Below are 11,922 nucleotides of genomic sequence, written 5' to 3' on the forward strand. Positions count from 1 at the left end.
CCATCGTTTCCCGCGCCGCATGCACGGCGCAACTGTCGAATGGAGTCGCCGCCACGCGCACAGTTCGACCCGAATCGCCGAACACGAAAAAAAGGCTGTCACGGCATTCCGTGACAGCCTTTCGAAAGCCCTGGTGCGACGCGCGCGGCACCTGCCGCTACACGTCACCGGGCCCGCTCATTCACTCGCTCATTCGCCCAGATACGCGGCACGCACCTTCGGATCGTCGAGCATCTGCTTCGCATCGCCTTCCATCGTGACCATGCCCGAATCCATCACGTAGCCGCGGTCGGCCGCCTGCAGTGCGAGGCGTGCGTTCTGTTCGACGAGCAGCACCGTGATGCCCTCCTTCGAGATCTCGCGCACCACTTCGAAGATCTTCTCGACCATGATCGGCGACAGCCCCATCGACGGCTCGTCGAGCAGCAGCAGCTTCGGCTTCGACAGGATCGCGCGCGACATCGCCAGCATCTGCTGCTCGCCGCCCGACAGCGTGCCCGCGAGCTGCGTCGCCCGTTCCTTCAGGCGCGGGAAGAAGCCGAACATGCGATCGACGTCCTTCTTGATCTGGTCGTTGTCGTTGCGCAGGTACGCGCCCATCTGCATGTTCTCGATGATCGACATCCGCGCGAAGATCCCGCGGCCTTCCGGCACCATCGCGAGGCCGCGCTTGAGCAGTTCGTGCGACGGCACGCCCTTGATCGACTTGCCGTCGTACTCGATGTCGCCCGCCGAATACGGCTTGAGACCCGTGATCGCCTTCATCGTCGTGGTCTTGCCTGCACCGTTCGCGCCGATCAGCGTCACGAGCTCGCCCTGACGGACTTCCATGTCAACGCCCTTGACGGCCTGGATGCCGCCGTAGTTGACCTGCAAGCCCTTGATTTTCAACATTGCCGCTGCCATCAGTGCACCCCTGCGCCGAGATATGCCTCAATCACCTTCGGATTCTTCTGCACGTCCTGCGGCAGACCCTCGGCGATCACCTTGCCGTAATCGAGCACCGTCATCCGGTTGCACAAGTGCATCACGAGCTTCACGTCGTGCTCGATCAGCAGAATCGTGCGGCCGTCCGAACGGATCTTGTCGAGCAGGCGCGTGAGTTCGACCTTCTCGGTCGCGTTCATCCCGGCCGCCGGCTCGTCGAGCGCGAGCAGCTTCGGGTCGGTCGCCAGTGCGCGCGCGATCTCGAGACGGCGCTGGTGGCCGTACGACAGGTTGCGCGACGTGTAGTCGGCGTACTGCAGCACGCCGACGTACTCGAGCAGCTCGATCGCGCGTTCCTTGATCTCGCGCTCCTCCTGGCGTTCGGCCGGCGTCTGGAACACCGCGCCGAGCAGACCGTGCTTGGTGCGCACGTGGCGGCCCACCATCACGTTCTCGAGGGCCGTCATCCCGCCGAACAAGCGGATGTTCTGGAAGGTGCGCGCAATGCCGGCCTTCGCCACCTGGTGCACCGCCGTCGGCGTGTAGTTCTGGCCGTCGAGCTTGAAATCGCCGGAATCCGGCGTGTACAGGCCCGTGATCACGTTGAAGAACGTCGTCTTGCCGGCGCCGTTCGGGCCGATCAGGCCGTAGATCTCGCCTTCCTTGATCTGCAGGCCGACGTCGGAAAGTGCCTGCAGGCCGCCGAAGCGCTTGTTCACGCCCTGCACGGACAGTCGGATTTGCTTGTCGCTCATGTGTATATCCCCTGTGTCCGTAGGTTAGGCGCGCACCGGCTTCTTGCTGGCGCGCTTCGCCAGTTTCGCGATCTTGTCCTCATGCTTCGGCGCGGGCCACAGGCCTTCCGAGCGATACAGCATGATGATCACCATCGCGAGGCCGTACAGCGCCTGACGGATCACCTCCGTATCGACGATGTCATGACCGAACAGCGCATGCTGCAGCGGGCTCATCGTCGAGCGCAGGAACTCCGGGAAGATCGCGAGCAGCACCGCACCCAGGATCACGCCCGGGATATGGCCCATGCCGCCGAGCACCACGCAGGCGAGCACGACGATCGATTCCCAGAACGTGAACGACTCGGGCGACACGAAGCCCTGGAACGAACCGAACATCGCGCCCGACAGGCCGCCGAACGACGCGCCCATCGCGAACGCGAGCAGCTTCACGTTACGGGTGTTGATGCCCATCGCCTTGGCCGCGATCTCGTCCTCGCGGATCGCCGCCCATGCGCGGCCGATGCGCGAGTGCTGCAGACGCGTACACGTCCAGATCACCAGCAGCGAGCACAGCACGAACAGGTAGTAGTACATGTACACCGACGGCAGCTGGAGGCCGAACAGCGAGTGCGTCTGCGACAGGTTGAAGCCGCCGACATGCACCGGATCGATGCCCGTGATCCCCTTCGGGCCGTTGGTGATGTTCACCGGACGGTCGAGGTTGTTCATGAAGATCCGGACGATTTCGCCGAAGCCGAGCGTGACGATCGCCAGGTAGTCGCCGCGCAGACGCAGCGTCGGCGCGCCGAGCAGGATCCCGAAGGTCGCCGCGAGCGCCATCGCGATCGGCACGATGATCAGGAACGGGATGTGCAATCCGCCGGGTGCCAGGTTCGCGATCCACTCGAACTGCGACGTCAGGTGCGGCGAGCTCAGCAATGCCGCCGTGTACGCGCCCACCGCGTAGAACGCGATGTAGCCCAGGTCGAGCAGGCCGGCGAAGCCGACCACCACGTTCAGGCCGAGCGCGAGCATCACGTACAGCATCGCGAAGTCGAGCACGCGGACCCAGTAGTTGCCGCCGGCCGAGCCGATGATGATCGGCGCGGCGATCACGAACGCAGCGGTCAGGATGCCGATGATGACGGTCTTGGTGGTGTTGCGCTCCTCGACGAGCGACGTCGAGGATTCGATCGGTTGAATGGATGTCATGTTGTTTGCTCCCTTCCGTTACGCGCGATCCGCGACACGTTCGCCCAGCAGGCCCGACGGACGAAACACCAGCACGATGATCAGCACGATGAAGGCGAACACGTCCTGGTAGTTACTGCCGAATACGCCGCCCGTGAGGTTGCCGATGTAGCCGGCACCGAGCTGCTCGATCAGGCCGAGCAGCACGCCGCCGACCATTGCGCCACCGAGGTTGCCGATCCCGCCCAGCACCGCGGCGGTGAACGCCTTCATGCCGGGAATGAAGCCCATGTAGAAGTGCACGTTGCCGTATTCGGACGCGATCATCACGCCGGCCAGCGCGGCGAGCGCGGAGCCGATCATGAACGTCGCGGAAATCACGAAGTTCGGGTTCACGCCCATCAGGCTCGCGGTGTTCGGGCTTTCGGCGATCGCGCGCATCGCGCGGCCGAGCTTGGTCTTGTGCACGAGCAGCAGCAGGCCGCCCATCACGATGAACGCCACCGCGATGATCACGATTTCAGTCACCGAGATCACGGCGCCGGGCGTCGTGTCGGTGGCCTTGATCACGTTGATCGGATCGGTCGGCAGCAATTGCGGGAACGGCAGCGGGTTGCGCGACCAGATGATCATCGCGGCGGTCTGCAGCAGGATCGACACGCCGATCGCGGTGATCAGCGGCGCGAGGCGCGGCGCGCGGCGCAGCGGCCGGTAGGCGACCCGCTCGATCGTGAAGCCGACGAACGCACAGACGATGGCGGCAATACCCAGGCCGATCGCCAGCGTCGCGACGTTGCCGAGTCCGGGGAAATGGTTCTGCAGCACGGTAATGGCTGACAGGGCGACCATCGCGCCAATCATCAGCACGTCGCCGTGCGCGAAGTTGATGATGCCGAGAATGCCGTACACCATCGTGTAACCCAACGCGATGATGGCGTACACACTGCCGAGCACCAGTCCGTTGAGAACCTGCTGGACGAAAATATCCATTTAAAGCTCCTTGGCCCGTGCTGCCGGAGGACGTTGCGCCCCGCGGGTAAGCGAGGAATCGCGCCTTCTCGGCGACACTGCGAGTACTAGTCGATACCGGTAAGGGTGGATCGTCCCGGCGCGCGCCGCCCGGCCTGTACGGCCGGACCTGCCGCCGGAGCGGATACAAAAACGGCACCGCACTGTCCCGGTGCCGTCATGAGTCCCGTCGCTAAATCGTCACGACATCGAGGACGGTGTTCGTGGCCTCCTTGAAGTCGTACGACGGCATGCTGAAACGGCCGGCGTCCGGTTGCCCGGCGCCCGTGCCTTTTTCCATCCCGAGCGATGCAGGCATCGCACCCGGGCAAATCAGGTTCCGCGCCGCGTCGCCCGGCAAGGCGTCGCGAAGGTTGCGCCCGACTTTCGTCGGAGCTGCAGCGGAATCCGTCACACGAACCAGATCGCGCGCCGCGACACGGTCGGTCGCTGCGGCATGCTGTTTCGTCGATTCGAAATGAAGGGGGGCCGGCGACATCCGCACGTTGCCGGCATCGCCGTGACCGGCGGCCTGCCGCGACGCAACCTGCATGCCCGCTGCCGGACCGGCCGTCAGGCCAAGCGCGTTGATTTCGTCGATCGTCAAACGTGCCCCGTTTTCCTTGTCCTTGCCCAATTGCGCGATACGGCATGCCGATGGCAACGCACGACCGGTTCCGGCGACGCGCACGCCGCTGACCGGCGGTGACGCGAGCACCGCTGCCTCCCTACCCGCCTCGTCGTCGCTCTTTTTGCTGCGACCGGCAATCATTGCAACCGGTGCGGCGACGGACACGGCGTAAGCCAACTTCACATGCATTGAATGGTCTCCCGCGCCTTGCCAAAAACCGATTTCAAAGCCATTCAGACCTGAAAACGGGCGCATTGTAACTCCATTTATAGGCCGCCAATAATCCTGATTCGATGGGGTTTTCCTGCATTGCAACCAATTTTGAGAGACGGTCCGGAACGGCAAGAGCAACCGGGTTGCACCGCGATTATGAATTACGGTTGCAATTACAATTTCTATACGCAAAAAAAAGCGCGCCCGGAGGCGCGCTTTGGTGTTCCGCGGGTGCGATGCGGCAATCAGGCGGCGGGCGGCAGGTTCAACCCGCGCGGCAGCGGAAACGACACGTTTTCCTCGATACCGTCGAGCGCGCGGACATTGCGCACGCCGAGTTCGCGCAGCCGCGCGATCACGGCCTGGGCGAGCACTTCGGGCGCCGACGCGCCGGCCGTCACGCCGATCCGACGCTTGCCGGCGACCCATGCCGGATCGATCTGGTCCGGCGCATCGACCATGTATGCGTCCACGCCGCGCTTCTCGGCCACTTCGCGCAAACGGCTCGAATTCGAGCTGTTCGGACTCCCGACGACGATCACGACATCGCACTGCGGCGCCATGAACTTCACCGCGTCCTGACGGTTCTGCGTCGCGTAGCAGATGTCCTGCTTCTTCGGCTCGCGGATCTTCGGATATTTCGCCTTCAGCGCCGCGATGATCTCGGCCGCATCGTCGACGGACAGCGTCGTCTGCGTGACGAGCGCGATGCGCTCGGGATCGGCGAGCTCGAGCTTCTGCACGTCTTCGACGCTCTCGACGAGATGCATGCCGCGCTCGACCTGCCCCATCGTGCCTTCGACCTCAGGATGGCCCTTGTGCCCGATCATGACGATGTCGACGCCGTCCTGGCGCATCTTCGCCACCTCGACGTGCACCTTCGTGACGAGCGGGCAGGTTGCGTCGTAAATGCGCAGCCCGCGCACGTCGGCCTCGTCGCGCACGGCCTTCGACACGCCGTGCGCGCTGAAGATCACGGTGTTGCCGGCCGGCACTTCCTCGAGTTCCTCGACGAAGATCGCGCCTTTCTTCTTCAGATCCTCGACCACGTACTTGTTGTGGACGATCTCGTGGCGGACATAGATCGGCGCACCGTGCATCGCGATCGCGCGCTCGACGATCTCGATCGCGCGGTCGACGCCTGCGCAGAAACCGCGCGGCTGGGCCAGCAGGATTTCGGCATCGGCGGCAACGGTCTGCCCGGACAGCGTGTCGGTGGTACTCATGATTACAGGATTCCGATGATTTTCACTTCGAACGTGAGCGCCTGGCCCGCGAGCGGATGATTGAAGTCGAACAGCGCGGAGGTCTCGCTGACTTCCTTCAGCACCCCCGCGTACCGGCCACCGTCCGGCGCATTGAACTCGATCAGCTCGCCCGGCGTGAAATCGTCGCCGACCATCCCGTTCTCGCGCAGCGTCGACAGCGTCACGCGCTGGAGCATGTCGGGATTACGGGGACCGAACGCCTGTTCGGGCGTTAGCTGAAAAGTCGAGTGGTCGCCGACCCTGAGCCCCATCAAAATCTGTTCCAGCGAGGGCGCCAGTTGCCCCGCGCCCAGCAACAGCGTGGCCGGCTTGTCGGAGAAGGTGTTGACGATGTCGGCACCGTCGGCCAGTGCCAGCCGGTAATGCAACGTGACGTGGGAACCGGGCTTCACTTCGGATAGATCGATGAGGCTCATGAATTACTCGTTCAGTCGGCGCCCGAAACGGCCGAAAGGCCCGGCGCAAAGCCAATATTGTAAGTCACCTGAGCGCGCAAGGCGGAAAGTGCGACGACGTTGCGCACACCGTCCGCCGCCAATGGAGTTTCGACCATGCTGTCACCGTGCCCCACCCTGCCGCCGGCCGAATGCCGCGACACCGCCGATGCGCCGGCCGATCCGGCCCGCCGCAACCGTGCTGGCGGGCCGCGTAAGCGCCGCCCGCCGAACTGGCAGCCGCATCTGCCGCGCGAACGGCTGCTGGAGCGCGGGCCGGCTGCGTTGACGGACGCCGAATTGATCGCGCTGGTGCTCGGCACGGGCGGCGGCGGGCACGACGTGTTCGTCAGCGCCCGCGCGCTGCTCGAACGGTTCGGCGACTCGCTGCGCCGGATGCTCGATGCCGATCCCGACGAATTCGAAACGCATCCCGGCATCGGCGTTGCGCGATCGGCGCGGCTGATCGCGGTGACCGAACTCGTGCGGCGCGCGCTTGCCGAAAAGGCGCCCGAACGGATGCAGATCGGCTCCCCGGGCGCGGTCGAGGATTTTTTGCGGCTCATGATCGGCACGCGCCCGTATGAAGTGTTCGTCACGTTGTATCTCGATGCCCGTCACGGCCTCATCGATACCGAAGAAAGCGCACGCGGCTCGCTGACGCGCATGGCCGTCTACCCGCGCGAGATCGTGCGCCGCGCGCTGAAGCAGAACGCCGCGGCGCTGATCGTCGCGCACAACCACCCGTCGGGCGCGGTGCAGCCGAGCGCGGAAGACCGCCGCCTGACCCGCTCGCTGCACGACGCGCTGCAGCTCGTCGACGTGCAGTTGCTCGATCACGTCGTCGTCGGCACCAGCGACACTTTTTCGTTCGCGCGTGCCGGTTGGCTGTAGACTGTGGCGCGGCGGCCCGCCCCAGGGCGCCGCAACGACGATTCGAAATTAGGTTTGATTTTCCTGAACTTTTTCTGCTAGAATCGCCGTCTGTATTTTTTCCAACCAGTTCTAGCCATCGAAGGGCCTTGTCTGTAAGGGCTACGGCGTTCTGAGTGCAGCCATGGATCACGTGGCGGTGCGATGGAACCTTCACCGGCGATCGAACCCCGAATTTAGCGTATTAGGAGTGCTCTCATGGCACGCGTATGCCAAGTAACTGGGAAAGCGCCGATGAGCGGCAACAACGTTTCCCACGCCAACAACAAGACCAAGCGTCGCTTCCTGCCGAACCTGCAAAACCGCCGGTTCTGGGTGGAGAGCGAAAACCGCTGGGTGCGCCTGCGCGTCTCGAACGCCGGCCTGCGCCTGATCGACAAGAACGGCATCGATTCCGTGCTCGCTGACCTGCGCGCACGCGGCGAAGCCTAAGCCCAAGGAGCACAATCATGGCAAAAGGCGCACGCGACAAGATCAAGCTCGAGTCGACCGCTGGCACGGGTCACTTCTACACGACCACGAAGAACAAGCGCAACATGCCGGAAAAGATGGCGATCAAGAAGTTCGATCCCGTCGTCCGCAAGCATGTGGAATACAAAGAAACCAAGATCAAGTAATCTCCGGTTTCTGCCAGCCTGACGGCGAAAGAAAAGCCCCGCACATGCGGGGCTTTTTGTTTTGCGCGCACGCTCGGGCCCGACGCGGTATGCTCTCCCCTTTCCGCGGCCACGGCCGCCGGAACGCACAAGATCAAAAGCGTAATGATGGAGATGCAGCATGAAATTCGACGTGGCGATCGTCGGCAGCGGCCTGGCAGGGCTGTCGGTCGCACTCAATCTGGCCAGCACGCGACGCGTCGCGCTGATCGCGAAACGTTCGATGATGGAGGGCGCAAGCGATAACGCGCAGGGCGGCATCGCGGCCGTCCTCGATTCGGCGGACAGCATCGAGAACCACGTCGACGACACGCTGGTCGCCGGCGGCGGCCTGTGCGACGAAGGCGCGACGCGCTACATCGTCGAACACGGCCGCGAAGCGATCGAATGGCTGATCTCGCAAGGTGTGCCGTTCACGAAGGACGACGCGGCCGAACTTGGTTTCCATCTGACGCGCGAAGGCGGCCACAGTCACCGCCGGATCATCCACGCGGCCGACGCGACCGGCCATGCGGTGCTCGCGACGCTGTCGGAGCGCGCGCGCCAGCATCCGAACATCACGTTCTTCGAAAACCATCACGCGATCGACCTGATCACGTCGGACCGGCTGGGCCTGCCCGGCCGCCGCTGTCACGGCCTGTATGCACTCGACGTCGACAACGACCGCACGATCACGATCGAGGCGCCGCATACGGTGCTCGCGACAGGCGGCGCCGGCAAGGTCTACCTGTACACGACGAACCCCGACACGGCGACCGGCGACGGCATCGCGATGGCGTGGCGCGCGGGCTGCCGCGTGTCGAACATGGAATTCATCCAGTTCCACCCGACCTGCCTGTTCCATCCGTATGCGAAATCGTTCCTGATTTCCGAGGCCGTGCGCGGCGAAGGCGGCCTGCTGAAGCTGCCGGACGGTACGCGCTTCATGCCCGCGCACGATGCACGCGTCGAGCTTGCGCCGCGCGACATCGTCGCGCGCGCGATCGACTTCGAGATCAAGAAGCGCGGGATCGATTGCGTGTATCTCGACATCAGCCATCAGCCGGAAGCGTTCCTGCGCGAACACTTCCCGACGATCCACGCGCGCTGCCTCGAATTCGGCATCGACATCGCGAAGCAGCCAATCCCCGTCGTGCCGGCCGCGCACTACACGTGCGGCGGCGTCGTGACCGATCTCGCCGGGCGCACCGATCTCGCGGGCCTGTATGCGGTCGGCGAAACGTCGTACACGGGGCTGCACGGCGCGAACCGGCTCGCGAGCAACTCGCTGCTCGAATGTCTCGTGATCGGCCGCGCGGCGGCCGAGGCGATCGAGGCGGCCGGCTTCGATACCGAAACGCCGGCCACGCTGCCCGCGTGGGACGAAAGCCGTGTGTCGGATGCGGACGAGGAAGTCGTCGTCGCGCACAACTGGGACGAGCTGCGCCGCCTGATGTGGAACTACGTCGGCATCGTGCGTACCGACAAGCGCCTCGAACGCGCCAAGCACCGGCTGTCGCTGCTGCGCGACGAGATCCACGAGTACTACGCGAACTTCCGCGTGACGCGCGACCTGCTCGAACTGCGCAATCTCGTCGACGTCGCGACGCTGATCGTGAAGAGCGCGCACTCGCGCCGCGAAAGCCGCGGATTGCACTACAGCCGCGACTGGCCGCACACGCTGCCGAAGGCGCTGCCGAGCGTGCTCACGCCGCGCGCGCGTCGCTGAGCGGCACGCCCTTCCCGGCTGTGGCCGCACAAGAAAAAAGCCGTTGGCGTTTGCGCGCCAACGGCTTTTTTGTCTGATCGTTTAACGCTCGGTCAGTCGACGATCCGCATCGAATAGTCCGTCGCGCGCACGTCCTTCGTCAGCGCGCCGATCGAGATGCGATCGACGCCCGTCTCCGCGAACGCGCGCACCGTATCGAAATTGACGCCGCCGGACACTTCGAGCACGGCCTTGCCATCCGTCACGCGCACGGCTTCACGCATCATGTCGAGCGTGAAGTTGTCGAGCAGCACCGACTGCGCGCGATGCGCAAGCGCCGTGTCGAGTTGCGCAAGCGTCTCGACCTCGACCTGCACGGGCACGCCCGACTGCAGCGCGAACGCCGCGTCGAGCGCCTCGCCGACACCGCCCGCCGCTGCGATGTGGTTCTCCTTGATCAGGATCCCGTCGTACAGCGCGAGACGCTGGTTTTCGCCGCCACCGACGCGCACCGCGTACTTCTGCGCGAGCCGCAGGCCCGGCAGCGTCTTGCGCGTATCGAGGATCTTCGCGCGCGTGCCTTCGACGCGATCGACGTAACGGCGCGTCGCGGTCGCGACGCCCGACAGCAGCTGCAGGAAGTTCAGCCCGTTGCGCTCGGCCGTCAGCAGCGCGCGCGCCGGCCCCTCGAGTTCGCAGACGGTCGAATCGGGCATCATCCGGTCGCCTTCCCGATAGCGCCATTGCACGACGATCGCCGGATCGATCCGGCCGATCACGGCCTCGAACCACGGCACGCCGCACAGCACGGCTTCCTCGCGCACGATGATGCGCGCGCGGCGACGCCCGCCGGCCGGCACGAGCCGCCCGGTCTGGTCGCCGGTACCGACGTCTTCCGCGATCGCATCGGCTACATTGCGCGCGATCGCGTCCTCGAATGCCGCGCCGTATTGGTCGCGGACGATGTCGAACAGCGGGGATACCGCGCTCGTCGTGCCGCCCTCAAGGACGGCAGCCGTCCCCTCGGCGGACAGTGAACGAATGTGAGCGTGCGGGCCGTCCATTACGCCGCCCCCACGTTCGCGAACAGTTGCTGGTCGCGCTGCAGATCGCCGCTCGCCTGCACGCGCTTTTTCTGCGCGGCCGCGAAATCGAGCATTCGGTCGATCGGCAGACGCGCGCGCTCGCCGATCGCGGGGTCGACGAAGATCTCGTTGTGACCGCGTTCGAGCACATCGGCAAGGTTCGCAAGACCGTTCATCGCCATCCACGGGCAGTGCGCGCAGCTCTTGCAGGTCGCGCTGTTGCCGGCCGTCGGCGCTGCAATGAACGTCTTGCCGGGCGCTGCGAGCTGCATCTTGTGCAGGATGCCGAGATCGGTCGCGACGATGAAACGCGTCGCGTCGAACTTGACGGCCGCGTCGATCAGTTGCGTGGTCGAGCCGACGACATCGGCCTGTGCGACGACGTTTTCCGGCGATTCGGGATGGACGAGCACCTTCGCGTCCGGATATTCGGCGCGCAGCAGATCGAGCTCGATACCCTTGAACTCGTCGTGCACGAGGCACGAGCCCTGCCACAGCAGCATGTCCGCGCCGGTTTTCTTCTGAATATAACTGCCGAGATGGCGATCGGGTGCCCAGATGATCTTCTCGCCGCGCGCGTGCAGGTCGGCAACGATCTCGAGGCCGATCGACGACGTGACCATCCAGTCCGCGCGCGCCTTCACGGCTGCGCTGGTGTTCGCGTAGACCACCACGGTGCGGTCGGGATGCGCATCGCAAAACGCCGAGAATTCGTCGACCGGACAGCCGAGGTCGAGCGAACAGGTCGCGTCGAGATCGGGCATCAGGATCCGCTTGTTTGGACTCAGGATCTTCGCGGTTTCGCCCATGAAGCGCACGCCGGCGACGACCAGCGTCTGCGCGTCGTGATCGCGGCCGAAACGGGCCATTTCGAGCGAATCGGCAACGCAGCCGCCCGTTTCGTCGGCCAGCTCCTGCAATTCGGCATCCACGTAGTAGTGCGCGACCAGCACGGCCTTTTCACGCACGAGCAACGCCTTGATGCGCGCCTTCAGCGCGGCGCGCTCCTCGGGGGACGGCGTATCGGGTACTTTTGCCCATGCCTGTCCGACACCGCAGACCGCGCCTGCCGCGATCGGACGGTCGTACTCGACGGGTTTGATCGTCGATTGCATCTCCATATCTCCTGTCGGCGGGAGTGGGTGCTCCAGC

General features: G+C 64.8%; 14 protein-coding genes. 4 read left to right on the top strand and 10 right to left on the bottom strand.

The window, feature by feature from the left end; all coding sequences use genetic code 11:
• Positions 1-189 precede the first annotated feature (189 nt).
• From ACTRWB_RS25815 to ACTRWB_RS25850, 8 genes are all read right to left on the bottom strand, one after another.
• The gene (locus ACTRWB_RS25815) at positions 190-906 is read right to left on the bottom strand and encodes an ABC transporter ATP-binding protein (RefSeq protein WP_048250310.1); all 717 of its coding nucleotides are present in this window, start codon (positions 904-906) and stop codon (positions 190-192) included.
• Complete coding sequence (locus ACTRWB_RS25820) at positions 906-1,682, bottom strand: ABC transporter ATP-binding protein (protein WP_048250308.1); 777 nt, start codon at positions 1,680-1,682, stop codon at positions 906-908. Before ACTRWB_RS25820 ends, ACTRWB_RS25815 begins: the two co-directional genes overlap by 1 nt.
• 24 nt (positions 1,683-1,706) lie before the next feature.
• The gene (locus ACTRWB_RS25825; protein ID WP_193098890.1) at positions 1,707-2,876 is read right to left on the bottom strand and encodes an ABC transporter permease subunit; all 1,170 of its coding nucleotides are present in this window, start codon (positions 2,874-2,876) and stop codon (positions 1,707-1,709) included.
• An 18-nt stretch (positions 2,877-2,894) separates the two neighbouring features.
• Complete coding sequence (locus ACTRWB_RS25830) at positions 2,895-3,845, bottom strand: branched-chain amino acid ABC transporter permease (protein WP_129512779.1); 951 nt, start codon at positions 3,843-3,845, stop codon at positions 2,895-2,897.
• 211 nt (positions 3,846-4,056) lie between these two features.
• Positions 4,057-4,749, bottom strand: a complete 693-nt coding sequence (locus ACTRWB_RS25835) for an amino acid-binding protein (RefSeq protein ID WP_446903530.1) — start codon at positions 4,747-4,749, stop codon at positions 4,057-4,059.
• Positions 4,750-4,952: 203 nt separating this feature from the next.
• Positions 4,953-5,933 (bottom strand): 4-hydroxy-3-methylbut-2-enyl diphosphate reductase, encoded by a 981-nt coding sequence (gene ispH, locus ACTRWB_RS25840; RefSeq protein WP_034178810.1) that lies wholly within the window; start codon positions 5,931-5,933, stop codon positions 4,953-4,955.
• A 2-nt stretch (positions 5,934-5,935) separates the two neighbouring features.
• On the bottom strand, positions 5,936-6,391 hold the full coding sequence (locus ACTRWB_RS25845) for an FKBP-type peptidyl-prolyl cis-trans isomerase (protein ID WP_048250304.1): 456 nt from the start codon (positions 6,389-6,391) through the stop codon (positions 5,936-5,938).
• 11 nt (positions 6,392-6,402) lie between these two features.
• Entirely contained in the window at positions 6,403-6,528 is a 126-nt protein-coding gene (locus tag ACTRWB_RS25850; RefSeq protein WP_276321846.1) for a hypothetical protein, read from the bottom strand.
• Here ACTRWB_RS25850 and radC point away from each other — a divergent pair.
• The 4 genes from radC to nadB all read left to right on the top strand — a co-directional run bounded on the left by radC (position 6,527) and on the right by nadB (position 9,706).
• The gene (gene radC, locus ACTRWB_RS25855; RefSeq protein ID WP_412023171.1) at positions 6,527-7,303 is read left to right on the top strand and encodes a RadC family protein; all 777 of its coding nucleotides are present in this window, start codon (positions 6,527-6,529) and stop codon (positions 7,301-7,303) included. The genes ACTRWB_RS25850 and radC overlap by 2 nt on opposite strands.
• A 237-nt stretch (positions 7,304-7,540) precedes the next feature.
• Positions 7,541-7,774, top strand: coding sequence for a 50S ribosomal protein L28 (gene rpmB, locus ACTRWB_RS25860; protein ID WP_004186391.1), 234 nt, complete (start codon positions 7,541-7,543; stop codon positions 7,772-7,774).
• Positions 7,775-7,791: 17 nt separating this feature from the next.
• Entirely contained in the window at positions 7,792-7,959 is a 168-nt protein-coding gene (gene rpmG, locus ACTRWB_RS25865) for a 50S ribosomal protein L33 (protein ID WP_006478046.1), read from the top strand.
• A gap of 160 nt (positions 7,960-8,119) precedes the next feature.
• Positions 8,120-9,706 carry an L-aspartate oxidase gene (gene nadB / locus ACTRWB_RS25870; protein ID WP_446903531.1) on the top strand — a complete coding sequence of 529 codons (1,587 nt, stop codon included), beginning with the start codon at positions 8,120-8,122 and terminating at the stop codon, positions 9,704-9,706.
• A 92-nt stretch (positions 9,707-9,798) separates the two neighbouring features.
• Here nadB and nadC read toward each other — a convergent pair whose 3' ends face one another.
• Both nadC and nadA read right to left on the bottom strand, forming a co-directional pair.
• Entirely contained in the window at positions 9,799-10,749 is a 951-nt protein-coding gene (nadC, locus tag ACTRWB_RS25875; protein WP_446903532.1) for a carboxylating nicotinate-nucleotide diphosphorylase, read from the bottom strand.
• Complete coding sequence (gene nadA / locus ACTRWB_RS25880; protein ID WP_048250380.1) at positions 10,749-11,885, bottom strand: quinolinate synthase NadA; 1,137 nt, start codon at positions 11,883-11,885, stop codon at positions 10,749-10,751. The genes nadC and nadA overlap by 1 nt, the downstream gene beginning before the upstream one ends.
• Positions 11,886-11,922: the final 37 nt, after the last annotated feature.

Source organism: Burkholderia sp. YIM B11467, assembly GCF_052952715.1.